The 15,717-nt window shown below is 39.0% G+C and carries 13 protein-coding genes; 3 read left to right on the forward strand and 10 right to left on the reverse strand.

Translation table 11 applies throughout. The features are described from left to right. The first annotated feature begins 160 nt into the window (after positions 1–160). Together AW165_RS00225 and coq7 are read left to right on the forward strand one after the other, a co-directional pair. Positions 161–1,483, forward strand: coding sequence for an MFS transporter (locus AW165_RS00225; RefSeq protein WP_081410477.1), 1,323 nt, complete (start codon positions 161–163; stop codon positions 1,481–1,483). Positions 1,484–1,486: 3 nt separating this feature from the next. Continuing rightward, a complete protein-coding gene (coq7, locus tag AW165_RS00230; protein WP_002119684.1) occupies positions 1,487–2,122 on the forward strand; it encodes a 2-polyprenyl-3-methyl-6-methoxy-1,4-benzoquinone monooxygenase in 636 nt (211 codons plus the stop codon). A gap of 44 nt (positions 2,123–2,166) precedes the next feature. Here coq7 and AW165_RS00235 read toward each other — a convergent pair whose 3' ends face one another. After that, positions 2,167–2,715, reverse strand: a complete 549-nt coding sequence (locus AW165_RS00235) for a DUF2799 domain-containing protein (protein WP_002132149.1) — start codon at positions 2,713–2,715, stop codon at positions 2,167–2,169. Between the two features lie 406 nt (positions 2,716–3,121). Between AW165_RS00235 and AW165_RS00240 the strand changes: the two genes are divergently transcribed. Next, on the forward strand, positions 3,122–4,546 hold the full coding sequence (locus tag AW165_RS00240) for a glutamine synthetase family protein (protein ID WP_060464655.1): 1,425 nt from the start codon (positions 3,122–3,124) through the stop codon (positions 4,544–4,546). 76 nt (positions 4,547–4,622) lie between these two features. On the opposite strand, the gene AW165_RS00245 is transcribed toward AW165_RS00240, so the two are convergent. From AW165_RS00245 to AW165_RS00285, 9 genes are all read right to left on the reverse strand, one after another. Continuing rightward, on the reverse strand, positions 4,623–5,339 hold the full coding sequence (locus tag AW165_RS00245) for a response regulator (RefSeq protein WP_017480855.1): 717 nt from the start codon (positions 5,337–5,339) through the stop codon (positions 4,623–4,625). Between the two features lie 11 nt (positions 5,340–5,350). Beyond that, positions 5,351–8,005: a sensor histidine kinase gene (locus AW165_RS00250; RefSeq protein ID WP_060464656.1), complete on the reverse strand. Its 2,655-nt coding sequence runs from the start codon at positions 8,003–8,005 to the stop codon at positions 5,351–5,353. Between the two features lie 38 nt (positions 8,006–8,043). Further along, positions 8,044–8,649, reverse strand: a complete 606-nt coding sequence (kdpC, locus tag AW165_RS00255; protein WP_060464657.1) for a potassium-transporting ATPase subunit KdpC — start codon at positions 8,647–8,649, stop codon at positions 8,044–8,046. Between the two features lie 13 nt (positions 8,650–8,662). Then, a complete protein-coding gene (gene kdpB / locus AW165_RS00260; protein ID WP_081309259.1) occupies positions 8,663–10,702 on the reverse strand; it encodes a potassium-transporting ATPase subunit KdpB in 2,040 nt (679 codons plus the stop codon). A gap of 8 nt (positions 10,703–10,710) precedes the next feature. After that, entirely contained in the window at positions 10,711–12,420 is a 1,710-nt protein-coding gene (kdpA, locus tag AW165_RS00265; RefSeq protein ID WP_060464659.1) for a potassium-transporting ATPase subunit KdpA, read from the reverse strand. Between the two features lie 258 nt (positions 12,421–12,678). After that, entirely contained in the window at positions 12,679–13,116 is a 438-nt protein-coding gene (locus AW165_RS00270; RefSeq protein ID WP_060464660.1) for a 2-amino-4-hydroxy-6-hydroxymethyldihydropteridine diphosphokinase, read from the reverse strand. Continuing rightward, positions 13,073–13,453 (reverse strand): dihydroneopterin aldolase, encoded by a 381-nt coding sequence (gene folB / locus AW165_RS00275; protein WP_060464661.1) that lies wholly within the window; start codon positions 13,451–13,453, stop codon positions 13,073–13,075. The genes AW165_RS00270 and folB overlap by 44 nt, the downstream gene beginning before the upstream one ends. A 15-nt stretch (positions 13,454–13,468) precedes the next feature. Beyond that, on the reverse strand, positions 13,469–14,767 hold the full coding sequence (locus AW165_RS00280) for an ABC1 kinase family protein (RefSeq protein WP_005306693.1): 1,299 nt from the start codon (positions 14,765–14,767) through the stop codon (positions 13,469–13,471). Positions 14,768–14,825: 58 nt separating this feature from the next. Then, complete coding sequence (locus AW165_RS00285; RefSeq protein WP_032054155.1) at positions 14,826–15,602, reverse strand: HesA/MoeB/ThiF family protein; 777 nt, start codon at positions 15,600–15,602, stop codon at positions 14,826–14,828. Positions 15,603–15,717 lie beyond the last annotated feature (115 nt).

The following is a 15,717-nucleotide window of genomic DNA, read 5'->3' on the forward strand; positions in this document are numbered from 1 at the left end:
CTCTAGACTTATTTTTTAATAAAACGCACCAATGTGAGTGTAAAACTCACTCAAAACCATTGATTTTTCATTTAATCAAGCGTTAAAAATATCATACATGGTTTTCGATGCAAATTAACACTCGGTCACATTTTTTTATAAAACACAATGAAGTTTGCACATGATGAAACAAGATGAGCACCTGATGACCTCACGTCGGTTTGTACCGATGTTTTTTACCCAGTTTTTTGGCGCATTAAATGATAACGTTTTTAAGCAAGCTTTATTATTGGTGATTACTTATGGATGGATTCAGCAACAATCTGCTCCCGTAAGTACTCTTAATAATTTGGCAGCCCTCTTGTTTATTCTGCCATATTTCTTTTTTTCAGCCACAGCTGGACAAATCGCCGACAAATACGAACGATCTCAACTCGTCCGTGGTATTAAAATTTTAGAAATCATCATTATGCTCATCGGTACTGCGGGTTTCCTGTTAGGAAACTTATGGCTACTTCTTTTTGCTTTATTTTTGATGGGTACGCATTCGACGTTCTTCGGCCCGATTAAATACGCAATTTTGCCTGAAATTTTAAAACCGAACGAGTTAATGTCTGGTAATGCGCTATTTCAATCCGGCACATCCATGGCGATCTTGTTCGGAATGATCTTAGGTGGTGCCGTAATTGCCTCATCAGATGGTAATTTATTGTGGATTAGTATCACCGTAGTGGCTATTGCTTGCATAGGCTATTTATTTAGTCGCTTCATTTTGCCGCAAAAAGTTGCTGCACCTGACTTAAAGATTGACTGGAATTTTATCCGTACAAGTTTCCAGACCATTAAATATGCTAAAAGCTTACCGTTAGTATTCACAATTTTGCTAGGCAACTCATGGTACTGGTTTTATGGCGCGACTTATTTAACTCAAATTCCGCAGCTTACCCAGCAAAACCTTCATGCATCAGAAAATGTTGTTAGCTTGTTACTGACTTTCTTTTCAGTCGGTATTGGTGTGGGTTCTCTTCTTTGCCGTAAAATTGGTGGTTCAGAAATTAATATTAAAATGGTGCCGATTGGTGCAGTTGGCCTTACTGTTTTTGCGCTCTACCTTGCTGCCAGTTTAGCTTTTGTACCAGAAAGAACTGGGGCATTACTTACCTTAAAAGACGTTTTCACCCAAGGCTGGGTTTACTACCATGTCATGATTGCTGTGACTTTATTGGGGATTAGTGGCGGTTTTTATATTGTTCCCCTATATGCCATGATGCAGGCTTATTCACCACGTTCACATCGTGCACGAGTTGTTGCAGCGAATAACATCTTAAATGCCGTTTTTATGGTTTCTTCTGCAATTTTTTCAATCTTAATCTTAAGTCTTTTAAAAATTGATATTAAAATACTATTTATTATTACAGCTGTACTTAGTGCAATCTTTAGTATCTGGCTTCTCGCTAGACTAAAACCAATGCTTGCCACAGCCCACCTTTCTTTAGAGGACTAATTTATGCGCCACTATACTGGAATTGATCAACTTATTAACTCATTTGATCAGGCATTGCGTAGTCTTGTTCCGGGTGCAACAGCAGCACAGCGTCAAAATCCAGCTGAAACAGTAGAAACAAAACTTGGTGTAGAAGATGCTCGCCATGTCGCAGGTTTAATGCGTGTTAACCACAGTGGTGAAGTATGTGCTCAAGCACTTTACCATGGGCAAGCATTAACGGCGAAATTGCCAAATGTACGCCAAGAAATGCAACAAGCAGCGATTGAAGAGCAAGATCATTTAGCTTGGTGCGAAGACCGTTTAAAAGAATTAAACAGTCATACAAGTTTGTTAAACCCAATCTGGTACGGGTTGTCATATGGCATGGGTGCCCTTGCTGGTATTGCAGGTGATAAATATAGCTTAGGTTTTGTTGCTGAAACTGAGCGTCAGGTTAGTCTGCATTTGCAAGATCATTTAAACCAGTTACCTGCTCAAGATGAACGCTCTCGTAAAATTTTAGAGCAAATGAATGAAGATGAATTGCATCACCGTCATACTGCACTTGAAGCAGGCGGTGTTGAATTACCATATGCAGTAAAAATTACGATGACTGCTATTTCAAAGTTAATGACAAAAACGAGTTATTATCTTTAAAAACCAAAGGATTGATCTCATTCGGATCAATCCTGTTTTAAATATTATTTTAAGCCGTGATCATATTTGAAACGTTCGATATCTCGAATTGAATTCCAATAGTTTCTGTTAATACGGTCACGATCAATTTGTAATTCTCTTAAAAGCTTACGATAACGCTCACGCTCTTCTGGCTTTAATTTTTCGTTGTAAGCATTATCAGAATATTGCTTAAACTTCTCGTCATAACGATCATATTCAGCTTTTGCATTGTAGTAATCTGAGGCTGCTCGATAATAAGGTCTTAAACGATTACGCTGCTCAACTGGGCATACATTAATATTGCCGTTACCCTCTAAAGCATTATAAAAAATATTTGATGGCTGGCAATAATACCCTAAGCCCTCTTTATACCCACGTTCATATGACTTTTGATCTGGAACAATATTGGCTTTTCCACACGCTTTGTAATATTGATCTAAACGTGGCGAAGACCCCTTTGAACCATCTTTCTCACCCACTAATGACCAATTCGCAGTCTTACATTCTTCTACGCTCATTGCAGCACAACCTGAAAGGCTGATTGCTAAAATGGCTAAACCGATATTTTTCATATTAAGAAAACTCAAAAATAAAATTTAAAAAACGCAAAAAATAAAATTCCAGTACATGTGCTATATAAGCCTTGCTCAATTCAAGATTTATAAATAAATGTTTAACTGGATAAGCATTTAAGTTTAAAACAGTTTGACCATCTCACCAAATGAGAAGCTTAAATTTTTAGCTTTGTTTAATTTTAAAAAGAGAAATCAGTAGAATTTTATAATGCGCTAACTGATCTTATACGCTAATTTTACTTTAAAAATTGATTGCAAAAATGAGATTCAAGACATTGATTATTAATAAATAAAAACAATAAACCCTATAAAAAAACCTTTCATCATTTTACTCTTTTTTTACGAGATTAACGTCAAAGACTACGTTAGGATTTTAGCTAAATAACCACCAAGGTTTTTTATAATGAGTACGCTTATTTACCCAAATTTAAACTTAAAAGATCCTCACTTTAAGGCATTTAAAATATCAGATAATTTTATTCCTCCGACACAATCTGGTACTTTCCAATCAGATCTTTTTTTAAAAGAAGTTGATGAATATTTAAGTTTATATCCACACACTCAACACATTGATATTTGTCTACATGACTTAAACGGGCATATTCGTGGTAAACGTATTGACGTTAAGAGTCTGAAAAATCTATCTAATGGATGTTATTTTCCTCTTTCTGTTTATGCCATGAGCCTTGATGGAAAAGTGATTGAAGAAACAGGCTTGGGAAAATATATTGGTGAACCAGATAGACTTTGCCTGCCCATTTTAGACAGCTTGCAACCAAGTGCCTTATCCCCAGAATTAAATGCTCAGCTTTACCTATCAATGCAAGAAGAAGATGGTTCAGACTGTCGCTATGAACCACGCAATATATTAAAAAAATTATTAAATCAGTTAAATGCTAATAATTATTTCCCTGTCATGGCTGCCGAGCTAGAGTTTTACCTTTTCTCACCTCAGCATCAGTCTGAAACCTGCATAGAAAACCAATGTTTCGATATAGATGCACCGAATAACTATCAGCAAGTCCTAGATGAAGTTGAGAAAGCAGCCCTACTTCAATCTATTGAAATTACCGCTATTGTTGCGGAATCATCCCCTGGACAATACGAATTAAATCTTCAACACAGCCATGATATTTTAAAGCTCTGCGATCAAATTAATGCTTTAAAAAGAATTGTAAAACAAGTGGCAAGAAAGCATGACTTAACCGCTTGTTTCATGGCGAAACCAAACTTGGCAAAGGCTGGTAGTGGCATGCATTTTCATATGAGCATACTTAATCAATACCATAAAAATATATTTAGTTCAGAAGTAGAAAAAGATGAGCTTTCAGCCAAATTATTGAGCACGATTAGTGGCCTAATTGAGTTAATGCCTGCATCTATGGCGATTTTAGCGCCTAATATTAATTCTTATAGACGTTTTAAAATTGGTCATCACGTGCCATTAGAAGCCAATTGGGATACTAACAACCGAAATGTTGCAATCCGAATTCCATGCTCAGATGTACAAAATCAACGCTTAGAATATCGTGTTGCTGGAGCTGACTGTAACCCCTATCTAGTTACAGCGACTATTTTAGCGGGCGCGTCTTATGGCTTATCTCATAAGTTACCGCTACCAAAACCTGCACATCTTTTAAAATTTCCAGACGAGCACATTTTATTAGCCAACAATCAGCCGGAAGCCTTAAAAATATTTAAAGGAAGTCTTATTTTAAAAGGATATTTAGGCGCTGACTTTGTAGAACACTGGTACACGGTTAAACAGGCTGAATATCAAAACATTTATAGTCAAATGACTGAAGCAGAACAACATTGGGATATATAAATAAAAAAAGCAAAAAAACTATAAACCACTTTGCAAACCCTTAGGGAGAAATACCCTAAGGTTTTTTTATATCTAATTAGTGATTTTTCTGTTTAGCTAAAAAACGTAACCCAACACCTGGTTCAGTAGCAATATAACGTGGCTGAATCGCATTATCTCCCAGTTTACTGCGTAACTTGCCCACTAAAATACGTAAATAGTGCGTATCTTCCTGATGGGTGGGTCCCCATAGCTCTTTTAAGAGCTGAGGCTGTGTTAAAAGCTGCCCTTGATAGCGCATTAATAGTGTCAAAAGTTGAAACTCTTTTCGAGTTAAAGTAATTGGTTGTTGCTCGATCCAAACTAAACGTTGCATGACATCAACCTTGAGATAACCATCGTCATACACATGAGCTTCTTGCTGAATCGGTTGATTTCTTAAAATGACACGTATGCGCGCCAAAAGCTCTTGCACACTAAAAGGCTTGGTCATGTAGTCATTTGCGCCTGCGTCTAGCAAGGTAACTTTTTCATATTCATCAGCACGTACAGATAACACAATAACGGGAACATTCGACCAGCTACGTAATTCCTGAAGCACTTCTTTTCCATCTAAATCGGGTAAGCCTAAGTCTAAAATAACCAAATCAGCCCCTTGGGTTGCCAAAGCCTCTAGGCCTTTGTAACCCGTTTCGCAGAGCGTGGTTTTGTATTTTTGGGTTCTTAAAGCAATGTCTAAAAATTTACGGATTTGAGGCTCATCATCGATAATCACAATACGTGTTTCTACAGGTGAGGTTTCGGAACTTATCATGAATTTACAACTTATTCTTTTACTGGGTGAATGGGTAATCTGATTTGAATTAAAGTACCTTTATTTTGGCGCCCTGAAAATGCTTCTATTGTACCCATATGAGCACCAATAATCGCTTTTACGATTGTAAGCCCTAAACCAGTACCAAACTTTCCACGGTCTCCTCGTTCCATCGTATAAAACATATCGAAAATGCGGTGTCTTTCGTCTTCAGGGATTCCTGCACCTTTATCTTCAATTTCTATTTTTACTTCATCTTCTGACACAAGATGAGTACGAATCATGACTGGTTCATCTGGAGGTGAAAAGTTTGCCGCATTTTCTAAAACATTAAAAATAGCTTGCTCTACCAGTGCTGGGTGGACATACAAACTAATCGGTTGCTCAGGTAACTGAACGACCACTTGCGTATCTGGTTTATAACGCTTTAAACGGCGGGTTGCCGAACCAATTAATTCATCCACCCCAATCCAGTCCCTTTTTAAAGTTAGACCTTCGTGTCCCAAACGGGTCATATCAAGCAAGTTTTGAATATAACGGTCTAAGCGCTCACCTTCTAAATGAATTGTTTCAAGCAGATCTTGTTGGTCTTGTTCTGTCATTTCAGCTTTAAAATTGGCAAGTGTGTCTGCTGCTCCAATAATAGAAGCGAGTGGCGAGCGTAAATCATGCGATACCGAAGATAATAAAGCAGAACGTAAGCGCTCTGTTTCACTGGTGACTTTTGCTTGTTCAAGCTCATTCACCAATTGGGTTCGAAGTACTGCCTGCGCAATATATTCGATTACACTTTCAGTCAATTTCTTTTGCTCAAAATTTAAGGAAACCACTTCATCCTTAAAGTAAATTCCCACAATACCTAAGCTATTTTTTTGTTCTAAAAGTGGTAAAAACCACCAATTTGATTGACTCAGCGTATCGGTAAAACGCCCACATGGCTGCTTGTGTTTCAAACACCATTCTGCGGCTACTTTTTCTTTATCATTTAGCTCAATATCAGAAGAAATTACTTTATCTCGAATCGAAATCCACACTTTAGTTTGAAGTTGTGTTTCTAAAGTCATATGTCCTGTTTGCATGACTTCTTCAAGGTTTACTGCACTAGAAAGCTTACGTGCCAAATCTTGCATCACAGTGGTGTAGGCATTGGCAGCTTTTAAAGATAAAACTTGCTGGCGTAACTGAGAAGCCAAACGCCCGGCAATTAAAGCTGCTGCAAAAAAAGCAACAACGGTGACCACCCCTTGGTGTGCTGAAATCTGAAAAGTATAACGCGGTGCAATAAAGAAAAAATTATAAGCCAAAAAACATATTAAGGCTGCCACTACAGCAGCGAGCATTCTAGTTTTGGTTGCTACAATTAAAACAGAAATAATAAAAATGACAGAGAAGTCTTCAATACCAAATAGAACTTCAGCGAAGTGAGCTAGAAAAATGCTACCGCACGTCACAGCTAAAACAAAAACACTTTCTTTTAATGATAAAAATGAAGGCTTTTTGAGCTGATTAATCTTTTTAGTACCCTGTTCTGGGTGCAAAATGGTTAAAGCAATCGAGTTTTCTTGATTTAATAATTGCTGAGCTAAATTTTTCTTAAATAACGTTAACCACCACGGCGAAATACTTTTGCCAATGACTAGATTCGAAATTCCTCGGTCAACCGCGGCATCCATTAACACTGACGCAACTCGATGGCCATATAAAACTTCTGTTCGACCACCGAGTTGCCGAGCTAACTCAAACGCACGATCGATCTCAATATATTCTTTTTTATAAGAACTCACTGAACTCTGTCCAAAGTCCAAACTTTTAGCAACATTTACTACAGTCCATGTGGCACCATTACGTTCTGCTAAACGACAGCCTGCTCGCACTAAATATTCAGAAGAGCCTTGCCCATCTATCGCAATCATCAATTCATTTTGCAACGATATAGATTTCAAACCCTTTGAGGCATAACTCTCTTTTAAGTCTGAATCGACATGCTCAGCAACGCATTGCATTGCCAGTTCACGTAATGCCGTTAAATTTGAAATGCTAAAAAAGCCTTGTAATGCCAGATTTGCTTGCTCTGGTACATAGACTTTTCCTTGATGAAGCCTTTCAATAAGCTCACTAACGGGTAAATCAATTAAGCGAATGTCCCGAATACGGTCAAACACCCGATCTGGTACCGTTTCATTTACTCGAATGCCTGTAATTTGATAGACCACATCATTTAGGCTTTCTAAATGTTGGATATTTATAGTGGTAAATACATCAATACCAGCGTCTAGCAACTCATTAACATCTTGCCAGCGTCGTTCATGACGACTATTTGGGACGTTGCGATGAGCCAATTCATCAACCAAAACGATTTGCGGATGCCTAAGTAAAATAGCATCCAAGTCCATTTCTTCTAAAGTATGCCCCTGATATTGCATTTCTTTTCTAGTAATCTGAGGCAACCCTTCCAAAATTTTTAGAGTTTCTATTCTTCCATGGGTTTCAACAATACCAACAACAACATCTGTGCCCTGTTGAAATAATTCTTTGGCGCGGGCGAGCATGGCATAGGTTTTTCCTACACCTGGTGCCGCACCGAGAAAGACCGTTAGTCGACCGGCTTGATATCTGTTGACATGATTTAATAAGGCCTCAGCCTGATTTTCGCGATTGCTTTGCACTTGATATCATCCGGTAAACTAACAACTTTATTTTTAAGTTAATGTGTAGATTGTAATTGATCTAAAGCAATATTGAGCTGTAATACATTAACACGAGCTTGCCCCAATACACCAAACTGCTTCGGCTCAACATACTTTTGCAAAAGCTCTTCCACAATCTTAGGGTCTAAATGACGAGCTTGAGCCACTCGAGCAACCTGTAACTGAGCAGATTCAGGACTAATATGCGGATCAATACCACTCCCCGATTTAGTCACTAAATCGCTTGGAATCGGTGTATTACCTGTGTGATCTTGTTTTTTCACCGCAAGAATCTGAGCATCAATTTGTTGCTGTAGTTCAGGATTAGTACGCGCTAAGTTTGTACCTGCCATCGCCATCGGGTCATAAGCGACTGCTGAAGGACGTGGATGAAAATAAGCCTCTCCCACAAATGGCTGAGCGACTAATTTTGACCCTAAAACTTTATGATCTATTTCAACCAAACTACCATTCGCTTGATTGTTAAATAACACCTGCCCAGCACCTGTAGCAATCGCACTATAAGCACCGCCACAGCCAACTAAGGTAAAAATTAATAATCCCAAAGATGCTCTTAAGGTCTGACCCAAATTTGCTTCTGAATTTTGTACATAAGTTTTCATTTCAAACTCCAGATTACAAACCAAATAATTGAAAAATCACTACATCAATTGCTTTAATGGCAAGGAATGGTAGAACTACACCGCCCACCCCATAAATCAACATATTTCGACGTAGTAACTGAGTTGCAGTTGAAGGTTTAAATTTCACGCCTCGGAGTGCGATTGGAATTAATAGCGGAATAATAATCGCGTTAAAAATTAATGCAGATAAAATCGCGCTGCTTGGACTTGCTAAGTGCATCACATTCAATACTTGCATTTGTGGAATCGCAGCAGCGAACAATGCAGGCAAGATGGCAAAGTATTTAGAGACGTCGTTTGCTAACGAAAATGTTGTTAAAGCACCACGGGTAATTAGTTGCTGTTTCCCAATCTCAACCACAGCAAGAAGTTTGGTCGGGTCAGAGTCTAAATCAACCATGTTGCCCGCTTCTTTTGCAGCTTGTGTGCCTGAATTCATGGCTAAGCCAATATCAGCTTGTGCTAGTGCTGGTGCATCGTTGGTTCCATCACCAACCATCGCAACTAAACGACCTTGTTGTTGTTCGGTGCGAATACAAGCCAATTTGTCTTCTGGTTTTGCTTCGGCAATATAATCATCTACACCAGCTTCAGCAGCAATCGCGGCCGCAGTTAATGGGTTATCACCTGTGACCATAACGGTTTTGATGCCCATTTCTCTTAAACGAGCAAAACGTTCTTTAATGCCATGTTTAATCACATCTGAGAGTTCAATCACACCCAATACATGATGTTGATTTGCGACAACCAATGGTGTCGCACCCTTTTTAGCAACTTGTTCAACACGTGCTTTTAACTCTAAATCTTGAGAATAATCTTCATCTACAAACTTCAAAATCGCATCTAAAGCACCTTTACGAATTTGGTCACCATTAGGTAAATTCACACCGGAAATTCGAGTCGAAGCACTAAAAGAGATAAATTCGGCTTGCTCAGGTTCTTGCTGTTTTAGACCTTGCTCTTTTGCTAACTTAACAATCGATTTTCCTTCTGGTGTTGGGTCGGCAAGTGAACTTACCCAAGCAGCAGCTCTCAACTCAGACTCGGTTACCGAAGTTAAAGGATAAAAAGAGGTCGCTTGACGGTCACCATAAGTAATGGTTCCTGTTTTATCGAGTAAGAGCACATCAATGTCACCCGCGACCTCTACAGCTTTACCTGATTTCGCCAAAACATTGGCTTTGAGTGCACGGTTCATCCCCGCAATCCCAATCGCAGGTAACAAGCCACCAATGGTTGTAGGAATCAAGCAGACCAATAATGCCACGAGCACAACTGGATCAAGTTCAACATGCAAATACTTGGCAATAAATGGCAAGCTAATCACGACAATTAAAAACGTGATTGTCATCACCATTAACAAGAAGCCAAGCGCAATCTCATTCGGAGTTTTCTGGCGATTTGAGCCTTCAACCAAAGCAATCATACGGTCTAAGAAACTTTGACCAGATTCAGCTGTCACTTGCACAACAATACGATCTGTAAGTACTTTGGTTCCGCCAATAACACCTGAACGGTCTGTTCCAGCTTCACGTAGCACAGGTGCCGACTCACCTGTAACAGCCGATTCATTAATAGTTGCAAAGCCTTCTACAATCTCACCGTCGGCTGGAACAAGCTCACCTGCATGTACTTCAATGAAATCATTTAAATGAAGTTCGGTCGCTGCAACTTGAGTCGCTTGACGGTCTGTCAAAGAGTTGAGTCTTCGAGCCGTTAAATTTTCTCTTGCTGCACGTAGTGAAGATGCCTGCCCACGGCCTCTAGCCTCTGCAACTGCTTCGGCATAGTTAGCAAATAAAATGGTAATAAACAGAATTGCTGTAACCACTAAACCAAATAACAGCGTGGTGTAACCTAAGATTGTACTAATGCCTGTAACCACTGTTCCAAGCCATACGATTGCCATCACAGGATTTTTAATTGCATGCTGCGGTAGCAGTTTCACAAATGCATTTTTCCAAACTTCAAAATTTGGCACTGCCATGGTTTGTTTATGGCTATTTACATGAGTTTGTGTATTCATTTTCACTCGCCTCCTTAGCCTTTAACCAACAAAAGTTGATCGGCAATAGGCCCAAGGACAAGAACTGGCATAAATTGTAATAAGGTAAGCAACACAACAATCGTAATCAGCGTTAAAGCAAAGGTTGGAGTTTCAACCTGAAGACTACCTGCTGTTTCGGGTGCTTTTCTTTTTGCTGCTAAACGTGTTGCAATCATTAATGGCAAAATTAATGTTGGAAAACGTCCTAACAGTAGAGCGATACTACAAGTAACATTCCACCATACAGTGTTGTCTCCAAGACCTTCAAAACCTGAACCATTGTTGGCAAATGCAGAGACATATTCGTAGAACACTTGGCTAATACCATGTGGTCCTGGATTACTAATTCCAGATATGCCTGGAATGCTGAGGCTTAATGCGGTAAATGCAAGAATGACTAAAGGTTGAATCAAAATAATAATCGCGAGTAACTTAATTTCTGCGGCTTCAATCTTGCGTCCAAACAACTCTGGAGTACGACCTGTCATTAAACCTGCAATAAATACTGCAAGTAATAGATAAATCATAAACTGTTGCAGACCACAGCCCACACCACCCCAAATCGCATTAATCAGCATGTTAATGAGTTCGACTAAACCGGTAAGCGGTGCAGAAGAATCATGCATCATATTGACCGAACCGTTATTCACCTGCGTAGTGATCGCTGCCCAAACTGCTGATGCGGCTGGTCCAAAACGTTGTTCTTTACCTTCCATTACGGCAAGTTGAGATGCTGTCGATGACATACTCTCAGACCAGACAGCCGCTGCACCTGAAATAATCGACATGAAAAGCATGCTGCCAAACACAAAGTAAGCAAACTTTTTACGCTGGGTAAAATGTCCCACCATAAAAATCACGGTAAGTGGAATGAGTAATATCGCAATCATTTCTAATAAATTAGAAAGTGGTGTTGGATTTTCTAAAGGCACACTACTATTTGGACCATACCAACCGCCACCATTACTGCCCAATTGCTTAATCGCTACCATTGGTGCAACTGGGCCTAAAGGAATTTTTTGGGTTTGAACTGTATTGGCTTTATCAATCAGCTGTACTTCTGGCCCGCCTTGGAAAGTCGCTGGTACGCCTTGGCTATTGAGCAATAAAGACCAGACAAAACAGAGAGGAAGCAAGAATCGGACTGTAGGGCGAATTACATCTGCCCAATAGTTCCCAATTAAAATTTGGTCTGGCTGCTCGGCAACATCGGCTGCAATATGGCTTGGGCGCTGATAAAAGAAAGCTCTTAAGGTCGCGACCACCAAAGCCAGCCCCATCATTGGAGTAATGACTTGCAAGCCCACAATACCTGTCATTTGCGACAAATAAGATAATTGAGCTTGCCCAGAATAATGCTGTTGATTGGTATTAGTTAAAAATGAAATAACCGTGTGTAATGCTAAATCCCAACTCATATTTGGTGCATGATTTGGATTTAATGGTAGCCATGCTTGTGTCATAAAAATAGCAAAAACGGCCACAGCTAGAAAAATACAGCTAACAACAAATGCTAGCGAATATTGTTTCCAGTTCATTTGTTGTTGTGGAGATATACCTAACAAGCGAAAAACAGGATTTTCAATCCAGCGAAATAATCCATCACCCCACATCGGCTGATTTGTCATCACTTTGGATAGATATTTACCGAGGCACCATGCTAGAAAAATAGCAATAAATAAAACAAGTATAAGTTCTAACATGGCTATTCTCCTCTATACCCCTTGGCTTGATTTGCCAAACTGGAAATAAGGAGAGATGAAGAAATATCATTTGTTTTAAGTCCGCATAAGACAATGCCAGACTGATGCAAGATGCGCATTTGAGAATTTATAAGCATCTTTATTGTCCTGAAATAACACTAATTTAGTGAATTTCAGTATGGATAAAATGCCCGTAAATTCTCTATTGAGGAAATTAAAGACCGCGTAAAGTTTGCGTAAAATCTAGTGTGAAAGCCTTTAAACTTTAAAATTAACGACTGGATAAAGCATGCTATCAGCCTTTAAGGTTTCACAAGACCAAAGTTCATATAAAGGAATTTTTACATCAAGCGCCAAAGGTAATTTTTTAGAATTAAATTGCATATGGTCCAGATCACTTCCCCATGCAATCAAATCTACATCTAATGAGATATGATGCGATGGACGAACACGCCCAGAATCTGACTCGAGTTGCTTTAAAAAAGATTCAATTTGGTCACACGATAAAGTGCTTTTTAATAGACATGCTGAATTCCAATAATCATCTCCAATACCATCTCGGCATGGAATTTGATAAACAGATGAAAACTGCACTTTCCCCAAAGTTGCTAATTGCGTATACGCAAAAGTAAAGTGCTGATCTGCGTCTAAATTACTCGCTAGAGCGAGCGCAAAAATTGTTTCTGGTGCGTTCAAGACGAATTCCTACAGCATTAGCTTCTGCAATGATGGCGGGCTTACGGATGGTTATGGTAATTTTTTCAACTGTTGGAAAGGTTTCAAACAAACATTTCAAAACAAGATGTGCTGCATGTTCAATTAATTCAGGTTTAGCTTGTTGAATGGTTTGAGCCGATAACTCACAAATCTGGGCATAGTTGAGTGTGTCCTCAAGTTTGTCAGACTCTGCTGCTCGGCTCAAATCATTATGGATGGTTAAATCCAACATTAAAGGTTGAATAATTTGTCTTTCCCAGTTGAAACAGCCAATCACTGTCTCAACCTTCAAGCCTTCAATAATAATGGCATCCATAAATTTAAACTGACCTTAGTGCTTTAACAACGAAGCAGGTTCCATATTTTGAACCATTTTCAAACGTTGGTCTGCATAAATATCAGTATATGGTGCGAGTACGCGCATAAAACGATCGAAATAAAGCATTTGCTTAAATAACAAGGCAAAATCACGTGGGAATTTAATACCGTGGCGCTCACCAACCCCTACCATATCCATCATGATATCGTTTAAATCAGCTGGATTTGAAGCGAGAATTTGTTGAGGATCAGACATTAATACGCCATTAAATAAGCGTTCTAAATCTTGTGCTAATACATCAACATCAACTTTATTATGAGTCATACCCATTTTCAGCATGTTTTCAGCCATTGCCTGATAATCAGTTTTTTGTAAGGCATCCATAAAGGCCATACATGCTGTCCAAACTTCAGGCTTTAACTGACCCACAATACCGAAATCGATAAAACCAATTCGACCATCTTCAAGCAACATTAGGTTCCCAGCATGTAAATCCGCATGAAAACTCTTACATAGCATGAGGCTACCGAACCATGTATTCATGGCAGTAATCAGTACTTGCGATGGATCTTTAGCATATTGTTTTACAACACTAAAGTCCGTCAAAGACACACCGTATAGGCGTTGCATGGTTAAAACACGACGTGTAGAAAACTGATGATAAACCTTAGGTGCAGTCGCAGCTTTGTTTTGCGAAATATTCAGATATTCAATAAAGTCATCTAAGTTTTGTGCTTCTTCAATGAAATCGACTTCACGAACCATACGGCTTTTAATTTCATCAACAATTTCTGAAAGAGCAGCAAATTTGATTTTTGGTACCGCACGCTCAAGCAGCTTGGCAGCCCAATGCACCACACTTAAGTCTGTATATAAAATGGTTTCAACGCCAGGCTTTTGTACTTTAATAACGACATCTTCACCTGTAGTCAGTTTAGCTGCGTGAACCTGAGCAATTGATGCAGAAGCTAATGGCTTTTCATCGATATAGCTAAAAATCTGGCTTAAATCACGCCCTTCAAACTCAGATGCAAGCACGCCTTGAATATAGCTAAATGGCAGAGTTGGAGTCTGGTCTAAACAACCTTGAAATTCTTCTACATATTCTCTCGGGAAAAGTGATGGTGTACTCGCAATAAACTGACCAAGCTTAATATAAGTTGAACCAAGTGACTCAAAAGTCTCTCGCATGAGTTTGGCATTACTTGGTTTTTCAGTTGCGTATTTAATTCCAGCTTTGGCCGCAACCACTGCTGTTTCACCAATGCGGGCGACGGAGCGTAACCCATCAAACAAAATATTTTTTTTCATATTTCTTCAAAACCAAATCATTCAGGTTGAGTGTAGCAAATTTTGTTTAATTTACTGATTAGCTTGCCTGACAAAGTGGGCAATTTACATCTTTATCAAAACTAACAATACGTTGTGTCATATTTAAACCATCCCACAATAATAGTTTCTGCTTTAAAGGTGTACGATTTAACCCTAAATATAGCAAAGTGTGATGTGCTTGTAATGACGCTATCATTACAGGAGTAGTTGCAAGTACCCCTGACTCTGCACAGCGCAGCCCTTCATTGCTATGCTGTTCTTTCGGAAAAAGACATTCATAACAAGCTGAATCTCCTTCAACCATGAACATTTGCGCCTGAAAACCAATTGCTGAAGCGCTAATTAATGCGACTTGATGTTTCTTACAAGCTGCGTTTACCAAATAGCGAGTTGTAAAATTATCACAGCCATCTAAAACCACATCTTGGTGTTCAACCAGTCTATCAATGTTATGTTCGTCTAAACGTTCGTTATAGTATTCAACACAGATATAAGGGTTAATTTTCTGTAACCGTTTAGCTAGAATTTCTGCTTTATAGCGACCAACATCTTCATGACCAAATGCGATCTGACGTTGTAAGTTACTTATCTCGATCGTATCCGCATCAATCAGTGTAATTTTCCCAACCCCTGCTCGCGCTAGTAGCTCTGCACTACTACATCCTATTCCGCCAGCACCGACAATCAGTACATTAGCAAGTTTGAGTTTTTCCTGAGCTTCAATATCCCATCCATCAAGTAAAATCTGACGGCTATAGAGATGCATTTCTTCATCACTTAACTCTACAAAATCGATATCTTGAAGCTCGGTCACGCGTTAATCCTTTCACTTAGAAGCGAAATGATTTTATGACTAAGTTCGTTATTATGAAAGCTATAAAATAGAAACAACTTTTTTATTCTAATAAAGCTTATTTGCCAACATTGCA

Origin of the sequence: Acinetobacter sp. LMB-5 (genome assembly GCF_001541635.1) — a bacterium.
GTDB classification, from domain to species: Bacteria; Pseudomonadota; Gammaproteobacteria; order Pseudomonadales; family Moraxellaceae; genus Acinetobacter; species Acinetobacter pittii.

Bases quoted from the DNA above. Each gene is read 5' to 3' on its own strand.
- AW165_RS00280 (WP_005306693.1), bottom strand. From the start codon at position 14,767: ATGAAAAAAAATATTTTGTTTGATGGGTTACGCTCCGTCGCCCGCATT.
- kdpC (WP_060464657.1), bottom strand. From the start codon at position 8,649: ATGAAAACTTATGTACAAAATTCAGAAGCAAATTTGGGTCAGACCTTA.
- AW165_RS00225 (WP_081410477.1), top strand. From the start codon at position 161: ATGATGAAACAAGATGAGCACCTGATGACCTCACGTCGGTTTGTACCG.
- folB (WP_060464661.1), bottom strand. From the start codon at position 13,453: ATGGATGCCATTATTATTGAAGGCTTGAAGGTTGAGACAGTGATTGGC.
- kdpA (WP_060464659.1), bottom strand. From the start codon at position 12,420: ATGTTAGAACTTATACTTGTTTTATTTATTGCTATTTTTCTAGCATGG.
- AW165_RS00240 (WP_060464655.1), top strand. From the start codon at position 3,122: ATGAGTACGCTTATTTACCCAAATTTAAACTTAAAAGATCCTCACTTT.
- AW165_RS00235 (WP_002132149.1), bottom strand. From the start codon at position 2,715: ATGAAAAATATCGGTTTAGCCATTTTAGCAATCAGCCTTTCAGGTTGT.
- coq7 (WP_002119684.1), top strand. From the start codon at position 1,487: ATGCGCCACTATACTGGAATTGATCAACTTATTAACTCATTTGATCAG.
- AW165_RS00245 (WP_017480855.1), bottom strand. From the start codon at position 5,339: ATGATAAGTTCCGAAACCTCACCTGTAGAAACACGTATTGTGATTATC.